Source organism: Paenibacillus massiliensis 2301065 = DSM 16942 (assembly GCF_000377505.1).
Lineage (GTDB): Bacteria > Bacillota > Bacilli > Paenibacillales > Paenibacillaceae > Paenibacillus > Paenibacillus massiliensis.
Map to the genome: position 1 here is coordinate 65,781 of NZ_KB898203.1, position 21,406 is coordinate 87,186.

Consider the following 21,406-nt stretch of genomic DNA (forward strand, 5'->3'; position numbering starts at 1 on the left):
ACAGTACATATCCATACAGCAAGGATCGGGGGACATAACATTGGTCGCATAATCGGGAGGTACAACAGTATGAAAAAAGTGTGGCAGGTGGTTATCGTTGATATTCATCCGACAAGCATGCTCGGAACCAAGCTGATTCTGGAGGATCAGCAGGATTTGCTTGTGCGGGGGATGACATCAAGCGGCACAGAGGCACAGCAGCTGGCGGGCAGCATCAAGCCCGAGCTCATTTTGATGGACTATAAGCTGCCGGAGGGAACCGCCATTCCTTTCATTACTGAAATCAAGTTGGTCTCGCCTGAGAGCCACATTATCATTATGACAGATGCTTACGATCTGAACTTATTTCAGCAAGCGACGAAAGTCGGGGCAAGTGGCGTGATCTCCAAGCAAGCTTCCACCAATCAACTCATTCATTTGATTAACGGTTTGCGTGAGGGGGTCGTATCCGTGCCTTTGGAATGGATTCAGCAAGGGAGCTGGCCCATGACCCAACTTCTGTCACCAGAACCGTTCGATGAATTGACAGATACCGAAATTTTTATAATGGAACGTATAGTTCAGGGCATTACATATGATAAGATTGCTGTAGAGATCGAGGTCAGTCGCCGCTCTATAGACAATTATTTGAGAAAAATTTACGCGAAGCTGGGTGTGTCGAGCAGAGCACAGGCGATTGAGCGGTACGCCTTGTATGTAAGACAGTCCAAGCCGCTATATGCCTAGTACAAGTGTACTCCTTGCATAGAACCTGGCAGGTAAGGCGCATAATTGGATAACGAACCGAATACGTTGTAGGAGCTTTTGTACATTTCACAGCTGCTAGGACCGGAGCATCATGAGGTATACCAGAATACCCGTTAGGGTGTAAATGAGGGGGTTCTTCATGCAATATTCCTATGCTACACGTACGGCTGCCTTGCTGGCATCACCATTGCGTCACATTCGGGACCATGCCAGACGGCATTCTTTTATTTCTCTTGCGGAGGAGCTCCCTGCGCAGGAGCTTTTTCCCGTTAAGCTCCTGGATGAAGCGGCCCATGAGGTCCTGACCTCCGGGCCTGCTGTATTGCAATACGGTGATCCGGAAGGCTATCTGCCGCTGCGGGAATGGCTTACTGCGGAGTGGAAGTCCAGAAAGGGAATGAATGTTGATCCTCGTCAGGTGCTCCTTACGACCGGAACCCAGCAGGCCATCGATCTCGTCGTGAGGCTTATGGTAAATGCAGAAGACCCCGTGCTGATCGAGCAGCCAGGTTCCCCGGGTTCATTGCAGGTGCTGTCCATGCAGGGAGCGAGATTAATTCCCGTCCAGGCTGATGCACAGGGGACTGACCTTGCGGCGCTGGAAAGGCGAATGGCTGCAGATCGCCCCAAGCTGTTCATTGCGGCACCGTCTTTTTCGAATCCGACAGGCTTTCTGTGGACGCTTGAGCAGAGGCAGGAGATTCTGTCCCTGTGCCAGAAATACAATGTGTTGCTGGTAGAGGATGACTCCTATGGTGAGCTGCATCTGCATCAGAATGAACAGATTCCCCCTTCTGTGGCGGCTCTTGATGATGAAGGCAGAGGGGGACACGTGCTGTACATTGGCTCATTCAGCAAGACCATTGCTCCAGGACTGCGTACAGGTTGGGTGACGGGGCACCCGTCTTTAATTGAGGGTATGTCAGCTCTTAAGCAGCTTGCCGATATGCAATCCAGCTCCATGAATCAAAGACTGCTGCATCACTTACTTACAGATCATCGCTTCCGCTGGCATGATCATCTGGAGCTGCTGAACCGCGAATATCGTGTGCGACTCAAGCTGATGCTGGAGCTGCTCAAGCGGCCATTTTGGAAAGAGGTCACCTATCATGTTCCTGAGGGGGGCATGTATATGTGGGTACGTCTGCCAGAAGGACTGGAGAGTGCTGCCCTGCTGAAGGCTGTAATGCCTAAGGGTGTAGCCTTCATGCCAGGGGCGCTGTGTACTGCGGGGAACAGTGGCAATAGCTTTATCCGGCTGAACTTCAGTCATCCAGGACGAGAGGAATTGCTTATGGGGATGAATCTCATCGGCGAGACCATTACGGAGTTCACTGCTCGGCGTTCTTGAGTGAGCGTTCATCTGGAGCTGTCACGTATGGGGTCGGGGCTTCAGCCGCACATGAGGCCGACAGAGCTATTTGAGCCTCCAATACAGCCGCATATTCCTCCAATGCACCCTGCCCCGCTGCTGTTAATACATATTTGCCTCGTGCTACGCGTTCGAACCATCCATAATAGTTTTTTTGCAGTACAGAGGCAGCGTCAGCTGCAGCCCCTGCGCGTGCGATCTGGGCGGGCGAAGCCTCCTTCAGGGAAGCAAGTATGGACGCTACTCGCAAGGCCTTCTCTCTGTAGGCAGTTACCAGCTTGCGCCGTGTACTCCCACCTTCATTATAATCTCCACTACGTGCTTGAAATTCCCGGATGAGCCGCTCCTTACGTGAGCCTTTTCGCGGAGCTGCTGCGGTGTGTCCTTGTCCCTGTATGATTGCCGGGGTACAGATGATCTCAACAAGCGCAGGCTTCGTCTTGTATAGCGTTACTGTAATCAGGCCCAAGCCCAGCTTGCGGCACAGCTCCGCCAGCTCTTGCCAGCGCTGATTGACAGCGCCTTTTTTGCTGCGATTTTTCTCCACAGCCAGATAGACCTCGCCTCCCAGCTTCAATCGCTGTAGCCCCTGAAGGAGAAGCGCCAGGCTGAAGGTTTTCTTAATTTCTACGATCAGCGGCTGCTGCGAATTCTCCCTGAGACCCACCAGATCACAGTTGTTCACCTCTCCACGAATGATATAGCCCCGTCCCTCGAAAAAGGCTTTGATCGGTGCATATAGCTCTGTCTCTCGTTGGACTGCCATGGTAACTCCGCTCCTTTTTGATTCCATCTGCTAATAGTATATCACGGTCTTCAAGCCCGGATTTCGTACACGGCCACGAAAAAAAGCGGTCAATAATCCATTAGATTCTGCATAGTTATGTAATACGCTTTTGTAACGCATAACTAAGCGATCCTTAACCATTCGGAGCGGAGGTTACTACTAAGGAGCCATAGGAGGTACAGGTTATGAAGATTTTTGAGCGCGTTGCGAAGTACCAGGCGGAAAGCGAGCGTTTGGCGTGGAGTGGGAACTTCCGTGATTATCTGGAGATTCTCAGCAAGAACCCCTCGCCGGCGATGACTGCTCATGCAAGGGTTTATGAGATGATCAAATCCTTTGGAGTCGAGACCTCCGGGGGCCAGAAGCGTTACAAATTCTTTGAGCAGGAGCTATTCGGTCTAGACCGGGCTGTAGAGAAGCTGGTGGAGGAGTATTTCCATTCGGCAGCGCGCAGACTGGATGTGCGAAAAAGAATCCTGCTGCTTATGGGACCTGTGAGCGGGGGCAAATCGACCTTGGTCACTTTGCTGAAGCGGGGGCTGGAGCAGTTCTCACGCACCGACCAAGGAGCTGTATATGCTATTGATGGGTGCCCGATGTATGAGGAGCCTTTGCATTTGATACCTCATGAGCTGCGCCCGGAAGTAGAGAAAGAGCTTGGTGTTCGAATTGAGGGCAATCTGTGCCCTTCCTGCCAAATGCGTCTACGTACCGAATATGACGGTGATATTGAGAAGGTGCGTGTGAAGCGCGTACTCATCTCGGAGGATCAAAGGGTGGGTATTGGTACCTTCAGTCCATCTGACCCCAAATCCCAAGATATTGCTGATCTGACGGGAAGCATCGACTTCTCTACGATAACGGAATATGGCTCGGAATCCGATCCACGTGCATATCGCTTCGATGGCGAGCTTAACAAGGCGAACCGTGGTCTGATGGAATTTCAGGAGATGCTCAAATGTGATGAGAAATTCCTGTGGAACCTTCTCTCCTTGACCCAGGAGGGCAATTTCAAGGCAGGCAGATTTGCGTTAATCAGTGCAGATGAGCTGATCATTGCCCACACGAATGAAGCAGAGTACAAATCCTTCATTGCGAATAAGAAGAACGAAGCACTACAATCTCGCATGATCGTCATGCCAATTCCCTATAATCTCAAGGTATCTGAGGAAGAGAAGATATATAGCAAGCTGATTCAACAGAGCGATATGCGACATATCCATATTGCACCGCATGCACTGCGGGCAGCAGCGATATTCTCCATCCTGACTAGACTCAAGGAGAGTAAGAAGCAGGGGATGGATCTGGTCAAGAAAATGCGGATGTATGATGGTGAAGAGGTCGAGGGCTACAAGGAAGCTGACCTTAAAGAGATGCAAACGGAATATCTGGATGAGGGAATGTCAGGCGTCGATCCACGTTATGTCATTAACCGGATATCCAGTGCACTGATCAAGCAGGATCTGGAATGCATCAATGCTCTCGATATTCTCCGGGCGATCAAGGATGGCCTCGATCAGCATGCCTCTATTAATAAGGAGGAGCGCGAACGATATCTGAACTATATCGCTATTGCGCGGCGAGAATATGACGAGCTGGCGAAGAAGGAAGTGCAAAAAGCCTTCGTGTACTCCTTCGAGGAGTCTGCCCGTACCTTGTTCGATAACTATCTCGATAACATTGAAGCCTTTTGCAACTGGTCCAAAATCCGTGACCCACTGACGGATGAGGAGCTGGACCCGGACGAAAGACTGATGAGATCCATTGAGGAGCAGATCGGGGTATCGGAAAATGCCAAAAAAGCCTTCCGCGAGGAAATATTGATCCGCATCTCTGCCTACTCTCGAAAGGGACGCAAGTTCGAGTATCATAATCACGACCGACTGCGGGAAGCGATTGAGAAGAAGCTATTCGCAGATCTGAAGGACATTGTCAAGATTACGACCTCTACCAAGACCCCTGATGCCAATCAGCTCAAGCGTATCAATGAAGTGAGTAAGCGATTGATCGACGAGCATGGCTACTGCCCGATCTGCGCGAACGAGCTACTGCGATATGTGGGTAGTCTGCTGAATAGATAGAGGACAGATGAATAGATTAGCCTTGAGCATCCCGGTGACTTCCCTCTTCAGGGCAGTATGGCAGGGATGCTATTTGGTCTGTATAATGAGAGCCATAGTATCCATAGCAATGGAGTGATGATATGGCCTCTATTCATGATGTCGCCAAGGCGGCAGGCGTATCTGTCGCGACCGTGTCGAAGGTGGTTAACGGCTACCCGGATGTCAGTGACAAGACTCGTAAAAAAGTGAACAAGATCATTGAAGAGCTTCGCTACCATCCCAATGTCATGGCCCGTGGACTCGTGAAGAAGCGATCGTGGAATGTAGGAGTGCTGATCAATGTACCGTTCACAAATCCATTCGTCTCTGAATTGCTGGAGGGTATCAAGACGGCGCTGGAGCATAGCGGCTATGATCTGATGAAGCTGTCCACCCGGCTTGATGATCCGTCCTATTCCTTTTATGAGCATTGCCGTAGCCGAAGTCTGGACGGTGTGGTGATTTTTGGGGCGGAGCCTGACAACAAGGGTGTATCCGATCTTATTGATTCAGATATTCCAGTGATGTTTGTGGATGAGGATGTCACTGGGCCGCGCACAGGCTCGATCATGACGGACAGTCGAATGGCCCTTCAAATGGTGGTACGGCATCTATATGAGCTTGGTCATCGTAGAATTGCTTACATTGCCGGGTCCCAGGGGACGGCGGTTGCCCATTTGCGAAAGCAGGGATATGTGGAGGGTTTGCAAGCATGTGGACTTGCTTGTCTGGATGAATATATTGAGGAATGTGACTATACCTTTGATGGTGGAAGACAGTCGGCATCCAAGCTAATAACCATCGCTCATCCGCCGACGGCATTGGTATGCGTGTCGGACATGGCTGCCTTCGGCGCCATTCATGAGCTGATGAGTCGTGGTCTGTCCGTGCCTACCGATATTTCGGTAGTAGGGTTCGATAATACCTATTATGCGCAAGTGTTCAGACCAGGGCTGACGACGGTGAATCAAAATATTCACAACATCGGTATTCGCTGCATTGAGCATCTGATCAGAATGATTGAACAGCCTGATGCACGTCCCCCTGCAGCTCTGGAGCCACCAGACCTGGTGGTACGCGAGACGACTGCCGCTCCGGCACATCTTCTGGGATAGAGAGAGGATGAGAGCACGGGCATTGGCAGTTAGCAACAAGATAGGCTGACAAAGGGGAAATTACGAATTAGGGTCGCTAAGAATCAAGGGGGAAATATAACCGCATGTCAGAAGTTATTTTGGTCGTAGAGGATGAGGTAGCCATCTCGCGAGTGCTGAAGGCTTATCTAGAGAAATCGGGATATCAGGTAGAGCAAGCCTTTTCCGGGATGGAGGCATTAATGAAGTGCACATCCACGACACATCCGTCATTGGTGCTGCTGGATGTCATGCTTCCCGATTATGACGGGTGGTATCTGCTCGGGAAGATCCGTGAGCGGCATAACTGCCCGGTCATTATGCTAACAGCCTTGGGGAGCATTGATCACAAGCTGAAGGGGCTCGACCTTGGAGCGGATGATTACATTACGAAGCCGTTCATAGGAGAAGAGGTGACTGCTCGCGTCCGCACGGTGCTGAGGCGATCCCATAGTCAGGTGGCGACCAAAGAGATTATTACATACGGGAGTCTAATGTTTAATTTTAATGCGCATTCTGTGCATTTATGTGGTGAGGAGCTTTACTTTACACCAAGAGATCTGTCCCTGCTGCTGTTCCTCGCGAAGCATCCGAATCAGACCTTCACCAGAAATCAATTAATAGAGCAGGTATGGAGCATTGATTACGAGGGAAGTGATCGGGCGGTGGACCTGGCTGTGAAGCGAATACGCAAAACATTGGAGCGTTGGCCAAATGCAGAGGGAGAAATCAAAACTTTACGCGGATTGGGGTATCAGTTCAGTGTTGAGGAAGTCTAATCAGAGAACAACGATGCTTCGATACTGGACAACCAGATATCTGCTAACGCTGTGCATCGGGCTCATAACCATTGGTATATTGTCTTTCTTCTGGCTGCAGTATTACGAGAAGCAGAAGCAGTTGGATTACATGGATCTGCTGGCAGCAGATACGGCCGAACTGGTCGTTGTAGATGGGAAGCTGGCGCCGGATTACGATCTCTTCAATATCGTGGAACGCAAGCAGAAGATGATTCCGTTCAAGGACAAGCCCTGCTTCATCCTGCTTGACGATAATAAGAAGGTCATCTCCAGCAGTATGTATTACGATGTAAACGGAGAAATTATGAGCCATCTCCAGCGCTTTGCTGGAGGAGCGGATCGGACGGATAGCTTCCAGATCGGGCCAGGACCGGGGTTAAGCTTCTATGCTGTGCAAAAGGAAGTTGAGCATAATGGCCGCACGCTGGGGTGGGTAATCATTTTACAGCCTGAAAAGCTGCTGATCACCGCTCCGTGGCAGGTGCATCTGCTGATCATTCTGGTACTCAGTCTCGGACTGCTCGGCTGGGCAGTCATCTATCTGCTCACACGCAGATTGTACCGTCCGATCGGAGTTGTAGTGAATGCGGCAGAGCAGATCGTTGCCGGGAATTATGATCTGAGTCTCTATAAAGGTGTGAAGGAACAGGAAATCTATGAGTTAATGAATGCATTTGAGGAGATGGCGAAGCGCCTGAAGCAGATGGAGCTGATGAGAACACAGCTGCTGGCTGGCGTTACTCATGAGCTGAAGACTCCGGTCACGTCCATTAGCGGCTTGATTCAGGCTGTGCAGGAGGATGTCGTCAGTGGTGAGGAGGCGAAAGAGTTCCTGGATATTTGCCGCCATGAGACGAATCGCTTGCAGCACATGATTGAGGATTTGCTGGAATTCAATTCCTTTGCCGTAGGGGATTTCAAGGTGCATAAGGAGATGGTTCAGCTACAGGAGCTTGTGAAGGATATATTGCGTCAATGGGAGCTTACACAGGAGGCCAGATGCGTCAAAGTGTCGCTGAGCTCGAATAAAGAGGAGCTGGAGGTGTGCACCGATCCATTGCGACTGCAGCAAATTCTGTATAACCTGCTGAATAACGCCCGCCAAGCCAGTGATGCTTCCAGCGGGGAAATGGAGGCCATTCCTCGCATAGAGGTGGACATCATGATGACGGGTCAGGAGATCATCCTCGATGTCAAGGATTGGGGGAACGGTATTCCTGCAGCGGAGCAGGCTCTTATATTTGAGCGTTTCTATCGGGGAGAAGGGAAGAAGCACAAGGTACGAGGGCTAGGTATTGGGCTACCCTTCAGCCGCATGATGGCTCGTTCGCTTGGGGGAGAGCTGTTGCTTCTGAGAAGTGGACAAGGAGAGACGGTATTCAGACTGGTGTTGCCTGTGACGGATCATCGGCTTGAAGGAACGAGATAGCTAAACTAGTGCACTTGGTGAGGAAGGCTCACATGCAGCATGGCTTCATGTTGAATTATATATGCTTGGAACTAGGGACATTCGGGGCCGCTACATGGCTTCGGGTTGTCCCTTTTTTTTGGGTTGCTTGACACATGCCTGACACATTGCATTGCTACGCTAGATTTAGCAGAGATGAGAGTTATGAAGGAGTGAAGGAAATGAAGCGACACACAGCTGTTGCCGTACTGATGTTGACCGTGTGTTCAGCCAGCCTGCTTCCGGCTGCATACGCAGAGACAGAGCTGGTGGGAGGAGCCGCTGACCCGGCAAAAGTGAGTGAAGCGGCCAATCTGACGACTGAAGCGGCTAACGATGCTGCCAAGGGCGCAGCAATCGGAGACACGGGCACAAATGCACACACTTCAAGTGTGCCCAGTGCTGCAAGCTCCACCTCCAGTGCAACGGAGGCTGGGCAGGTATCAGGCTTGTCCCTGGATGATGCGATAGGGCTAGCTATAACGAATAGCTACAGCCTGAAGAGTGCTCTAAGCAGCTATCAGCGCAGCGGAATTAATCTGGAGACAGCTGCCGATAATCTGGATTACATCCCGACAGGGACAGGGACTGGTGAAGATGGCGCGTCTTCTCGCTCAGCCTGGAAGCAATATAACTCATCTAATGTGAATTATCTGATGGCACTGAGGAATATCGATACTGTGAAGGATCAGATCGCATACAAGACGGTGGTCGCCTACTATGGTGTGCTGTCCTCCGAGAGAGCGCTGCAGACAACAGAGACCTCGCTGGAGATTGCCCGTGCTGAGGAGCAAGCTGCGCTGGCGAAGGCCAGCAAAGGGAAGCTCTCTGGAGCAGCCCGGGATGAATTTGTCCAGTCGAGAATCGAGGCAGAGCAGAGCTTGACTCAGGCTCAGGATACGCTGAAGCAGAAGAGGGAGAGCTTGCTAACGATGCTGGGTATGGGCCTGAATGAGACGCTTGTGCTATCGGACACGCCAGCATATCAGGAGCCAGAGAAGCTTGATATCGAGACCTATATACAAAAGGTGATCTCTTATGACCCTACAATCTGGCAGAAGGAGAGAAGTGTGGAGCTGGCTGAGCTGAATGTCACCTACTTCTCGTTCAACTCCAGTGACGGTGAGTATGAGCTAGTCAAGATGTCTGTTGCCGATGCGAATAGCGAACTGACGAACAGCAAAAAGGAGCTGGGTGAATCGCTCAGAAGCACCTATTACAATCAGCAAAATCTACAGCAGCAGTATGAGCAAGTTCAGGGGAAGCTAACCGCTGCACACAATGCACTGACGATTGTTAATAAGAAGTGGGAGCGAGGACTCGTTACACAGATTGATGTAATGAAGGCAGAGCAAAGCGTGAGCAATCTCGAAGTACAGCTTCAGGATTTGTTACTGCAGATGGATGAGGTGCAGCGTGTGCTGGAAGCGCCTTGGATTGATTAGCTTGGATTGATTAGTTAATTAGGTTCCATCAAGACAATTGGAGGTTACATATATGGGTGAAGCATCAATAACAAATCCGTTAGGCGCATTAAGAAAAAAGCGTCGCAAAAGATTAATGTGGACGGTTGGAATACTGGCCGTGGCGTTGGGAGCAGGTGGCTATCTGTATTTCAATATGCAAAGCACGCCCTCATTCGTGCCAACAGCTCAGACTGTGCAAGTAGCGCGTGGTGATGTGACGAAGACACTGGAGCTGTCGGGGACCGTGGAGGCTACCAAGGAGGTCAATCTGAACTTTACATCCTCTGACGATACCAAGCTGACGGCTGTGAATGTCAAGGTTGGCGACGTGGTCAAGAAAGGTCAGGTACTGGCGACGCTGGACCAATCAGATGGGCTGGTACAACTGAAGGAGTCACAGGCCAGCCTGGAGGTGGCCCAGGCTCAACTGGAGCAAGCGCAGGAGACTGCCTCGGAGAGCGAGATTGCCGTGCAGCGCGCGAATGTTAGTAAAGCGGAGCTGACGCTGGAGTCTGCTCGTACTGCAACCGATGTAGAGACGGCCCAGCGAACCGTAGATTCTGCCAAAAAGAAGCTGGATTCCGCTAAGCAGGAGTACGAGGATCAGGCGTACCTATATGAAGCGAATGCCATTGCCGAGTCTGAGCTTAATCAAGCAAAGGATTCGCTGGACAGTGCTCAGGAGGAGTATGACAATGCCCAGTTAGAGCTAAGTAATAAGCAAAAATCGGTAGACAAGGCAATCAAGGAGGCTGAGATCTCCTACCAGTCCTCTGTGGCACAGCTTAATGCTACCCTGGAGCCTCCTAAGGCAGCGAGTCTGGTGTCAGCTAGGGCATCTGTGCAGCAAGCTCAGACTCAGGTAGAGCAAAAGCAGGCAGACCTTGAGAAGCTGGTGTTGACCGCTCCGTGGGACGGGATTATTTTGCAGGTGAATGGGGATGTAGGTACTAGCCCAACTACACCATTTATCGTAATGAATGACTCGAACAGCGAGGAGTTGAGTGTCAGCGCCGCTGTTAGTGAAAGTGATATTGGGAGTGTAGAGGTCGGCCAATCGGCTACCTTCAAGTCTGATACTTATCCGAACGAGAGCTTTGAAGGCAAGGTGACCTCAATCGCGCCGGAAGCGACGACGGATTCGGGTGTTACAACCTATGAGGTGAAGATGTCCATCTCGAATACGAATGGGCTACTGAAGACAGGCATGTCGATGGATGTCACGCTGGATTTGGGCACACATAGCAATGTGCTGTACATTCCTTCAACAGCTCTTATCACAAGAGGCGATCAAGACGGTGTGATGAAGCTTGCGGGCACTGGCTCAAGCATATCGAATAATAACCCATCCAGTAACTCGTCTGGTGGCAGTGCGGATAATCAGTCCAGCACAGAGTCTCCGGCTGCTACGACACCATCTGAAAATAACAATACTGCTGGTAACAATGTAAATAAGTCAAATGGTGGTGTTCAGTCTAATCGGCAAAATGCTGCAGGTGGGGTGCAATTCCAGCCAGTAGAGATCGGTCTCTACACAGCTGATCGTGTTGAGATTACCTCTGGCCTGGAGGAGAACGATACAATTACTATCCCGACCCAGACGGAGATTTCCTCCTCCTCATCCACATCGTCATCGTCCCGCTCACAGCAGAGCATCATGGGTGGCGGCAGCTTTGGTGGCGGCCCTGGTGGTCCTCCGGGAGGTCGATGAGTATGAAGCCCGTTATTCAAATTGATCATCTAATCAAGACCTATCAGGTTGCGGAGCAAGCTATCTATGCCCTGCGCGGTGTGAATCTGACGATCGAGGAGGGAGATTTCGTCACCATTATGGGTCCGTCTGGCTCAGGCAAATCAACGATGATGAACATGATTGGCTGTCTTGATAAACCGACTTCCGGTAGCTTTCTGCTGGACGGCTACTCCATTCTGGATGCTCATGATGATGAGCTGGCGATCATTCGCAATCAGAAGATCGGTTTTGTCTTTCAGAGCTTTAACCTGCTGCCACGTACGACAGCAGTAGCTAATGTAGAGCTGCCAATGATGTATGCAGGAATATCGGCTAGAGAACGTCGTACACGGGCGGTTGAAGCGCTACAGAGCGTTGGTCTTGGAGAACGGCTTCATAACAAGCCTAACGAGCTATCGGGGGGACAGCAGCAGCGGGTATCCATTGCTCGCGCTATCGTCAATGATCCGGTGATTATTCTAGCTGATGAGCCTACAGGGGCCTTGGACACCAAGACAACGGCGGATATTATGGGGATATTCCAACGAATGAACGACAAGGGCAAGACGGTGATTATCGTTACGCATGAGCCGGAAATTGCAGCCTATGCGAAGAGGAACATTCATTTTCGTGACGGGCAGATCGTATCCGACGACCGCGTGATCAATCGTACTCTCGCTGGATCGGGGGCTGGATGCTTATGAACATTATGGAGATTATGCGTGTCTCGGTTCGCAGCATCCTGTCGAACAAGCTGCGTTCCTTCCTGACCATGCTTGGCATTATCATTGGAGTCAGCGCGGTCATCGCGATGGTTGCCATTGGTAAGGGCTCTAGTTCAAGCGTCACCTCGCAGATTAACGGGCTGGGGAGTAATTTGCTGATTATCTCGCCTGGTCAGCAATCCTCTGGTGGAATTAATATGGGCTTTGGCTCATCCAATACATTGTCGCTAGATGATATATCAGCGATACGTGAGCTATCTACCGTATCCGATGCGGTGCCCAGTGCGTCATCCAATTTTCAGGTTATCTATGGGTCAAGCAACTATAATACCAGTGTAGAGGGAACCAGCGTGGCTTTTCCTGAGGTGCGGAGTATATCTGTGCAATCGGGACGATTCTTCAATAATTATGAATACAATAACCATGAGAATGTGGCTGTCGTCGGTAGTGAGATCGTTACGAATCTCTTCTCCGAGGGTGCCAATCCCATTGGTGAGACGATCAAAATTAACCGGGTGCCGTTCACCATTGTAGGTGTGCTCGCCAGCCAGGGAAGTTCGGGGATGACAAACAATGATGACAAAATCATCGTTCCCATCTCCACCGCCAAAGCACGACTTGGCATGACGAATGTCAGGACAATCTATGCTTCAGCCACCTCTGCTGAGGTCATGACGCAGGCACAGAATGAGATTACGCAGGCCTTGCGCACCTCGCATGAGCTGAAGTCCAGTGACGATAATGACTTCTCGATTACGAATCAGTCCCAGATTCTGGAGACGGCTGAAAGCGTGACTAGCGTGATGACGACGTTGTTGTCCGGTATTGCTGCTATCTCGCTGGTGGTCGGAGGAATCGGCATTATGAATATTATGCTCGTGTCGGTCACGGAGCGCACACGGGAAATTGGTATTCGCAAGGCCATCGGGGCCAAGCGTGGTGATATTTTACGCCAATTCCTCGTGGAGTCGGTCATTCTCAGTATTATTGGAGGACTGTCTGGGGTAGCGATCGGAGTGGGAACGGCGCTACTGTTGGAGAAATTCGCAGGTCTATCTATTGAGTTGACTATGGAACCGATGCTGTATTCCTTCCTGTCGTCCATGGCGGTGGGAATTGTCTTCGGTGTCTACCCGGCCAGGAAGGCAGCTCAGCTCAAACCGATTGATGCCTTGCGTTATGAATGATTATATCCTCAAGAAGCACAGTTCATTTGCATGAATGACTGTGCTTTTTCGTATACTGGTGAACGTATAGCACACTTGCAGTTGGATTGAGCAACTCCTAATCATAGCTTGAGCCATAGCCTAAGCACATCAATCCTTGTGAGAAATATTACGTACAAAACAGTCAGGAATTGGGTAATACATGAAGGAGATCTAAAATTGGAGGGTGAATGATGACGGATCGAATTTTTATCAGTCCGGGCAAATATGTACAAGGCAGAAATGTCGTGGACAAGACGGGACATTACGTCAAGGGCCTTGGCAGCATTGCGCTCGTCATTGCAGATGAGGTCGTATGGGAGATTGCAGGTCATCGGGTCGTCAATAGTCTGGAGCAGGAGGGAATTGCAGCTGTCAGGGCGGAATTCAAGGGGGAGGCCTCCCGTAATGAAATCGAGCGTATAACCGAACAAGGAAAAGGGAGTGGAGTAGATATCGTTATTGGCGTAGGCGGAGGGAAGACCCTGGATACCGCCAAAGCCGTCAATGACGAGCTGGCGGCTCTCTGTGTGATTATTCCTACAGCAGCTTCGACGGATGCACCTACCAGTGCCTTGTCCGTCATTTACTCGGATAATGGAGAGTTCGAATCTTATGCATTTTACCGGAAAAACCCGGACCTGATTCTGGTGGATACGAAGGTGATTGCCGAAGCACCGCCATTGTTCCTTACCTCGGGCATTGCCGATGCGCTCGCTACCTGGGTGGAGGCCAGAGCGGTGATTGAAGCACGCAAGACAACAATGGCAGGTGGATTTCCGACTATTGCTGCCGAAGCGATTGCCCGCCGCTGTGAGGAGGTGCTCTTCGATTATGGTGTGCTCGCCTATGAATCAGCCAAGCGGAAGGTAGTTACTCCGGCTCTGGAGGCCGTCGTCGAAGCAAATACGCTCCTAAGCGGAATTGGCTTCGAGAGCGGTGGTCTAGCAGGCGCGCATGCGGTGCATAATGGCTTTACGGTACTTGAAGGTGATATTCATCATATGACTCATGGACAAAAGGTCGCATTCGGGACTTTGGTACAGTTGACACTGGAGCAACGTCCTTTGCTGGAGCTAGAGCGATATATGGAATTGTATTTACAGCTTGATCTGCCTGTCACGCTGGAAGATATCAAGCTGAAGAAGGCCTCACATGAGGACTTGTACCGAGTGGCACAAGCAGCGACCAAGGAAGGGGAGACCTCGCACAATCTTCCCTTCCCGATCGACGCCGATCGGATGCTGGATGCGATCCTTGCTGCGGATCAATATGCAACAGCATATAAGAAGAAGACGGGACGCTAAATAGATATATCCAAAAGACGGTCCTCCGCATGATGCCGGAGAGACCGTCTCGTTGTGTAGCTATATAATTGAAATGTAAATGTAATTGAAAATCGTATGTTGAATGGTAATCGTATATATGGATCAACTATTGCAGGAACTTGCGATGATGCTTCTTTCCGTCAAAGGAGAACATGGCCCGCTTATCCTCAACGACTGTCTCCAGATGGACCGTTCGTCCCCAGAGTTTATAGACATAGGGGAGTGTACGCTCCATATATTTCAGATCGAGCTCCACGCCTTCATATTGATGCTTCAGCACCAGCTCTCCAGTACGCAGATAATCCGCATCATGGACGACCAGATAAGGAGACCCCCCGTTCAAACGGGCGTACACGAGTTGATCACGGATGTGCTCCCAGGATTTGTCGGTAATCTTCCACTCGGGTCCACGTTTCTCGAATACATACAGGTCCAGATCCTCTGTCAGTTGCTTGGTCATGTAATTGCGTATGAAGGAGGTATCTGAGTCTACCTCTCGTACCTCGAAGATTTTGGCACGTCCCTCGCCTGGGAGCCGTCCCAGCCGCTTCTGCTCCTCCTCGGTGGGTTGATCCCAACGACGCTCGATATCCTCGAAGATCTTCAATCCTAAATAGTAAGGGTTCAGACTTTGTTTGGATGGTTGGACGACGGATGCATTCAGCATAGCGAACTCAACCGTCTCATCACTGGATAGATCCAGTTCGCGAATGATCCGCTGATGCCAGTACGATGCCCAGCCCTCATTCATGATCTTCGTCTCCATCTGTGGCCAGAAATATAACATTTCATCACGCAGCATACTCAGAATATCCCGTTGCCAATCGTCCAGCACTTCGGAGAATTGTTGAATGAACCACACGACATCCTTCTCGGGCTCTGGTGGGAAATGATGTACCTGAATGTCATCTGTAGTGTGCTGCGATTGAGCGGGGGCGTCCAGATTCCACAGATCATCATAGCGGCCTGTAGAGGTATCCTCCTGTGAGGGCTTCTTCTGCTCCTTCACCTTCAGCTCCAGATAACGTTGCTTATCCAGATGGCGGGGCTTGATGAGCTGAGGGTCCACATGCTCCTGGATCGCAAGAGCTGCGTCAATGAAGGCTTCAACCGTCTCCTTGCCATACTCCAGCTCATAGCTGCTAATCCGTTCTGCGGTGGCGGACATGCTCTCTACCATATTACGGTTAGAGGCCGAGAAGCGAGCGTTATTTTTGAAGAAATCACAGTGGGCCAGCACATGAGCGACAATCAGCTTGTTCTGGATTAGGGAATTGCCCTCCAGGAGAAATGCATAGCAAGGATTGGAATTGATGACTAGCTCATAGATTTTGCTGAGACCGAGGTCGTATTGCATTTTCATTTTTTGAAAATTTTTGCCGAAGCTCCAGTGGTTAAATCTTGTAGGCATACCGTAGGCGCCAAAGGTATAGATGATATCTGCAGGGCAAATTTCGTAGCGCATCGGGTAAAAATCAAGGCCAAAGCCAGACGCGATCTCCGTAATCTCTGCAATGGATCGTTCCAGCTGCTTCATTTCCGCTTGCGTCATAACCATCCCTCCGCAGGTCTATATTCTGCTTCATATTTTATGAGTATGTGCGGACAATCCGTTTATGTCGGTCGGCGGAAAAAGGACTTCAGGGCCTGATAGACCTCGCCCTTCTCCTTAATCACATAGTACATGAATTGCTCTCCCTTGATGTGCCGATAGGCGGACATCAGTGTACTGCTGCGGTTGTATTGGTTCACCTCTCCATAGCCGAACATGTTGCTGCGTTGCATGAGCTCACCGATCAGCTTCACGCAGCGTTCGTTATCAGAGGTCAGATTATCTCCATCCGAGAAGTGAAAGGGATAGATGTTATAGCTGGCAGGGGGATAACGCTTGTCGATGATTTCAAGAGCCTTGATGTAGGCAGAGGAGCAGATGGTTCCACCACTCTCTCCGCGTGTGAAGAATTCTTCCTCGGTGACCTCTTTAGCCTCGGTATGGTGCGCGAGGAAGACGATCTCAACCTTCTCATATTGTCTTCGAAGAAAACGGGTCATCCAGAAGAAGAAGCTTCTTGCACAATATTTTTCGAAGGAGCCCATGGAGCCGGACGTATCCATCATGGCAATGATTACAGCATTGGATTGCGGGATGTATTTGTCCTCCCAGGTCTTATAACGCAGATCATCCGGACTGATATGATGAATTCCTGGCTGTCCTTGTCTTGCGTTGCGGCGCAGGTTCTCCATGATCGTTCGTTTTTTGTCAATGTTGGACTGCATTCCTTTTTTGCGTATATCATTGAAGACTACGGAATGTACCTCGATCTGATCTTTGTCCTTCTGCTGAAGATTCGGCAGCTCCATCTCATCGAACAGCATATCCTCCAGATCCTCAAGACTTACCTCGGCTTCGATAATGTCGTGGCCTGGCTGGTCCCCTGCTTTTTCTCCCTTGCCTGGCTGCTTGCTCGGTGCCTGATCACGGCCGATCGTATCACCGACCTTACTCTTTCCGTCTCCCTGACCTACATGCTTTTGTTTGTTAAAATTATAGACGAAGCGATACTCATCAAGGCTGCGTACGGGAATTTTGATGATCTGCTTGCCGTCGGACATAATAATGTTCTCTTCCGTGATCAAATCTGGCAGATTCTGCTTGATGATATCCTTGACCTTCTCCTGATGACGCTGCTGATCCTGATACCCTTTGCGATGCAGTGACCAGTCTTCACGGGATACAACAAATGAATACGGCATATGTGATTCCGACACGATAGGCACCTCCTTGTAGTATGCTTGGGTTAAGTCAGCGACTTCGTTCCTTCATGCAATTGTAATGCTTGGTTCTTATGTATATTCAGACGGCAGTGCGATATGTGATGGCTCCTTAGAATAATTAGTGGCTATATTTTGAGATCGGGCAGTCTGGCCGCAGGCGAATAGACAAGCAGACAAGACGAATGTATTCCATTACAAGTCATCTACAGCTGCTGACATGCAGCAGGAAGAGGAAGAATCGCAGTAGGAGTATGATCCAGGATGCCGAAGATGGCGGGAAATGTGTCTCATCTGTTATACTTATGAATACTATATTTGGTAGATTTATCCGCCAACTGATTCGGCTAATTGATTTTATAAATATTTGATTCAATGTCTAATTGATTCGTTACTAATAAGCTAGCTAATTCGGTATAACGAGCCCGATTCGACTGACGTACCTGTTGGAATCTGCTGCAAAAGAAATAGTTGAACTGGTGCTCAATTGGCAGTAGTCGTGTTCATGTACAAGAAGATGGTGGGAGTCGAGGGAATTTAGTAGTCTGCAGGAGGTCTCTTCATGGAAATCTATGCGTTAGATATTACAGAGGAAGCTATGGAGCAGCGTTATGATGAGCTGACGTCGTGGGTGTCGAGGGACAAAAGGGACAGACTCGCACGATATCATCGCCGGGCAGATGCCTTGCGAAGCCTAGGGGGAGATGTGTTGGCACGTTGGGTGCTCTGCCGTCATTTGGATGTGCCTAATCATCGTTTGCAATTTGGTGCCAACGCATACGGTAAACCGAGTCTATCGAGTCACGAAGGGCTGTATTACAATGTGTCCCATGCAGGGCGTTGGGTAGTATGTGCTGTAGATTTTGCGGAGATCGGTATTGATGTGGAGGCTGTAAAGCCTGTGGAGGATGGAGTAGCGCGCATGATTATGTCGGATGACGAGTACATGCGATGGGGTGAGCTCGAAGGAAAGCCTCAGCTAGACTATTTCTATGATATATGGACGTTGAAGGAGAGTCTCGTCAAGGCGGAGGGGAAGGGCTTAAGCATTCCTCTGGATTCAATTAGCTTCGATATCAACATCGGTATACAAGGCATTGCTCTACGTACGAAGGACTGGTCCACAAGATATCAGCATTTCAAGCAGTATGATCTAGACGCAGGCTATAGGCTGGCAGCAAGTGCGCTACACCCTGGATTCCCGGACAAGCTGGATGTGGTGACAGTAGAGGAGATTCAGCTTCAATAGGTGTAGGCCAATTCAAAAGGTAGAAGGATGATATGATGACAAAAACTCTCTATATAAATGGTCACTTGTATGGGCGTGCTACAGATGAGCCGCAGGCCATAGTTGTACAGGACGGGAAGATTGAGGCTATTGGTGGGCAAAAGGAGCTGATGCTTCAGCTTAGTGGCCGACACTATGAGATCGTGGATTGGCAGGGAGGGTATGTGCTACCGGGGCTTGTTGATTCGCATATGCATCTGTCCATGCACGGGATGAAGCTGTCCATGCTCGATTTCAGCGCCGCATCCTCCAGACGGGAGATGCTCGACATGCTGCGCCGTAAGGCGGAGACGACGAGTTCTGGAGAATGGATTCTGGGCCTGAACTGGAATGAGAATGCCTTCCCGGATCGTATGGCCCCACATATCTCAGAGCTGGACGAGATTACTAGCACACATCCGGTCTTTTTGACTAGAACCTGCTTTCATGCTTTTCTCGCAAATACGGAGGCATTTCGCCGTGCGGGGGTTCACAAGGATACTCCTGATCCTGCATCGGGTTCATTTGGCAGAGATGAGTACGGAGAACTGAATGGCTGGGTGTACGAGGAAGCGAGCTTCCTATTCCAGAAAGTCCAGCCACAGCCCGATTATGCGACCAAAAAGCAGATGATACGTCAATCATCTCTGGATGCGCTGAGATTGGGGCTAACAGGTGTACATACAGAGGATTTGCGGCTTCATGGCAGTGTAGAGACGATGCTTGGCATCCATAGAGAGCTGCTTGAGGAAGGGGTTGCCCTTCGAACTCATCATTTGCTGTACCATCCCTTTCTTGAAGAGGCTGTTGGGCTGGGATTACATGCGGGTTCAGGAGATGAATGGCTGAAGATGGGCAGTGTGAAGCTTTTTGTGGATGGTGCCATTGGAGGCAGGACAGCCCTGTTGCGTGAGCCATATTATGATGACGATCAGACGATGGGGATGGCAATTCATTCGCTGGATGGCTTGGAAAAGCTTGTGGCTGCGGCAAGGCAGGCAGGCTTTCCGATTGCGGCGCATGCCATTGGCGATGGTGCGGCGGATCTATTGCTTACGGCTCTGGAGAAGCACCGCCTACCAGCAACTTCGATGCTGCCTGATCGATTTATTCATGCACAGGTGCTCGATCGTGGGCTGGTGGAGCGGATGTCGCAGTTGCATCTCATTGCGGATATACAGCCGCGTTTTGTCGTTAGTGATTTCCCGTGGGTGCTGGAGCGAGTGGGGCCGCACAGAACGGAATTCTTGTACGCTTGGCGAAAGCTCATGCAGGCCGGGATTCCTTGTGCAGGTGGCAGTGATGCACCTATAGAGCCCTTGGATCCCTTGCTTGGATTACATGCTGCAGTCACTCGACGTAAGCCTGAAGAGTCACACGAGGGCTACATCACTGAAGAAAAGCTATCTCTATCAGAGGCGCTATTACTGTTCAGCAAGGGAGGGGCAGTAGCTGCCGGGGAGGTAGAAGAGCGAGGGATCATCCAGCAAGGCTGTCGGGCGGACTTTACAGTACTGGATAGAGAGCTTATGCAGGATGATCCAGATGATGTATTAAAGGCCCGAGTGCAGATGACGATTGTGAATGGTGTAATGGCCTATCAAGCTTGAGGGGCTCTGGGGTCGAAAGGAACTTTGAAGATGCTCTGATAGGAGGTGTGGATGATTTCCTATCAGGGGCATCGCTTATCTGCGATGCTACCTTAAGAGCTACTACCTTAAGAGCTACTACCTTAAGAGCTACTACCTTAAGAGCTACTACCTTAAGAGCTACTACCTGCTGTAGATGCTGGATAGTAGCTTTATATAAGCGCAGTCGATATGCACACATAAACGGAGAGTACGGAACGGGGCCAAGGAAGTACTGCTTCCACACCTTCTGTAAGAAAGCTTACTAGCGAATATAGAATATTACAGGATTCTTTTATACTATAAAATAATCTAAAGAACTGGGGGAAAGCGATTATAAAGACCGCTGCTATGGTGGGGGGATTCATGCATCTCTTGAATTACGGTGGTTGTTAGAAAAATGTATTTTTTTTAAAAAAGGTTGCACTATACCGAAGGACATGGTATATTCTATTTCCGGCCAAGAAATCACTGAGAAATCAGGGCGGTAAAGTAGAATTTAGTTTGAATGAGGACATTTAAAACAAACTAAATTATTGCTTGCAAACTTGGCGAGGGTATGATAAGATATAGAAGTTGCCGAGCGAGAGTTGCTCGGTAAAGAAAACGAAGTTGATCTTTGAAAACTGAACAACGAGTGAGCGAATTTCACGCAAGTGAGATTCAAACAATGAGATATTAAATCTCGTCAGATTCAAAATGAGCTATCGCTCTTTTCAATAACTTTATTGGAGAGTTTGATCCTGGCTCAGGACGAACGCTGGCGGCGTGCCTAATACATGCAAGTCGAGCGGACTTGATGGAGAGCTTGCTCTCCTGATGGTTAGCGGCGGACGGGTGAGTAACACGTAGGCAACCTGCCCTTTGGACTGGGATAACTACCGGAAACGGTAGC

Annotated in this window: 16 protein-coding genes and 1 rRNA gene; 14 read left to right on the plus strand and 3 right to left on the minus strand. The window is 50.0% G+C overall.

The annotated features are described in order from the left end of the window. Positions 1-69: 69 nt before the first annotated feature. Together D328_RS0125380 and D328_RS0125385 are read left to right on the plus strand one after the other, a co-directional pair. Positions 70-726 carry a response regulator transcription factor gene (locus D328_RS0125380; RefSeq protein ID WP_018887859.1) on the plus strand — a complete coding sequence of 219 codons (657 nt, stop codon included), beginning with the start codon at positions 70-72 and terminating at the stop codon, positions 724-726. A gap of 160 nt (positions 727-886) precedes the next feature. Next, on the plus strand, positions 887-2,098 hold the full coding sequence (locus D328_RS0125385) for an aminotransferase-like domain-containing protein (protein ID WP_018887860.1): 1,212 nt from the start codon (positions 887-889) through the stop codon (positions 2,096-2,098). Here D328_RS0125385 and D328_RS0125390 read toward each other — a convergent pair. Beyond that, positions 2,079-2,885 (minus strand): DUF2161 family putative PD-(D/E)XK-type phosphodiesterase, encoded by an 807-nt coding sequence (locus tag D328_RS0125390; protein ID WP_018887861.1) that lies wholly within the window; start codon positions 2,883-2,885, stop codon positions 2,079-2,081. The genes D328_RS0125385 and D328_RS0125390 overlap by 20 nt on opposite strands. A 206-nt stretch (positions 2,886-3,091) precedes the next feature. On the opposite strand from D328_RS0125390, the gene D328_RS0125395 reads away from it, so the two are divergent. From D328_RS0125395 to D328_RS0125435, 9 genes are all read left to right on the plus strand, one after another. Continuing rightward, positions 3,092-4,987 (plus strand): PrkA family serine protein kinase, encoded by a 1,896-nt coding sequence (locus tag D328_RS0125395; RefSeq protein ID WP_018887862.1) that lies wholly within the window; start codon positions 3,092-3,094, stop codon positions 4,985-4,987. A gap of 122 nt (positions 4,988-5,109) precedes the next feature. Then, positions 5,110-6,123, plus strand: a complete 1,014-nt coding sequence (locus D328_RS0125400) for a LacI family DNA-binding transcriptional regulator (protein WP_018887863.1) — start codon at positions 5,110-5,112, stop codon at positions 6,121-6,123. 104 nt (positions 6,124-6,227) lie between these two features. Then, on the plus strand, positions 6,228-6,920 hold the full coding sequence (locus tag D328_RS0125405; protein ID WP_018887864.1) for a response regulator transcription factor: 693 nt from the start codon (positions 6,228-6,230) through the stop codon (positions 6,918-6,920). Positions 6,921-6,933: 13 nt separating this feature from the next. After that, positions 6,934-8,370, plus strand: coding sequence for a HAMP domain-containing sensor histidine kinase (locus D328_RS29815; RefSeq protein WP_018887865.1), 1,437 nt, complete (start codon positions 6,934-6,936; stop codon positions 8,368-8,370). 200 nt (positions 8,371-8,570) lie between these two features. Next, positions 8,571-9,833 (plus strand): TolC family protein, encoded by a 1,263-nt coding sequence (locus D328_RS0125415; protein ID WP_018887866.1) that lies wholly within the window; start codon positions 8,571-8,573, stop codon positions 9,831-9,833. A 52-nt stretch (positions 9,834-9,885) separates the two neighbouring features. Continuing rightward, positions 9,886-11,565 carry an efflux RND transporter periplasmic adaptor subunit gene (locus tag D328_RS29820; RefSeq protein ID WP_018887867.1) on the plus strand — a complete coding sequence of 560 codons (1,680 nt, stop codon included), beginning with the start codon at positions 9,886-9,888 and terminating at the stop codon, positions 11,563-11,565. Positions 11,566-11,567: 2 nt separating this feature from the next. Beyond that, positions 11,568-12,290, plus strand: a complete 723-nt coding sequence (locus tag D328_RS0125425; protein ID WP_018887868.1) for an ABC transporter ATP-binding protein — start codon at positions 11,568-11,570, stop codon at positions 12,288-12,290. Further along, positions 12,287-13,498, plus strand: a complete 1,212-nt coding sequence (locus D328_RS0125430; RefSeq protein WP_018887869.1) for an ABC transporter permease — start codon at positions 12,287-12,289, stop codon at positions 13,496-13,498. Before D328_RS0125425 ends, D328_RS0125430 begins: the two co-directional genes overlap by 4 nt. A gap of 212 nt (positions 13,499-13,710) precedes the next feature. Then, positions 13,711-14,823, plus strand: coding sequence for a glycerol dehydrogenase (locus tag D328_RS0125435; protein WP_018887870.1), 1,113 nt, complete (start codon positions 13,711-13,713; stop codon positions 14,821-14,823). A 127-nt stretch (positions 14,824-14,950) separates the two neighbouring features. Here D328_RS0125435 and D328_RS0125440 read toward each other — a convergent pair whose 3' ends face one another. Together D328_RS0125440 and yhbH are read right to left on the minus strand one after the other, a co-directional pair. Further along, positions 14,951-16,396, minus strand: a complete 1,446-nt coding sequence (locus D328_RS0125440) for a SpoVR family protein (RefSeq protein ID WP_018887871.1) — start codon at positions 16,394-16,396, stop codon at positions 14,951-14,953. 62 nt (positions 16,397-16,458) lie between these two features. After that, positions 16,459-17,598 carry a sporulation protein YhbH gene (gene yhbH / locus D328_RS0125445; protein WP_033413723.1) on the minus strand — a complete coding sequence of 380 codons (1,140 nt, stop codon included), beginning with the start codon at positions 17,596-17,598 and terminating at the stop codon, positions 16,459-16,461. Between the two features lie 580 nt (positions 17,599-18,178). Here yhbH and D328_RS0125450 point away from each other — a divergent pair. The 3 genes from D328_RS0125450 to D328_RS0125460 form a co-directional block, all read left to right on the plus strand. After that, positions 18,179-18,865, plus strand: coding sequence for a 4'-phosphopantetheinyl transferase family protein (locus tag D328_RS0125450; protein WP_018887873.1), 687 nt, complete (start codon positions 18,179-18,181; stop codon positions 18,863-18,865). A gap of 35 nt (positions 18,866-18,900) precedes the next feature. Then, positions 18,901-20,493 carry an amidohydrolase gene (locus D328_RS0125455; protein ID WP_018887874.1) on the plus strand — a complete coding sequence of 531 codons (1,593 nt, stop codon included), beginning with the start codon at positions 18,901-18,903 and terminating at the stop codon, positions 20,491-20,493. 743 nt (positions 20,494-21,236) lie between these two features. Continuing rightward, positions 21,237-21,406, plus strand: a 16S ribosomal RNA gene (locus D328_RS0125460); the annotation flags it as partial.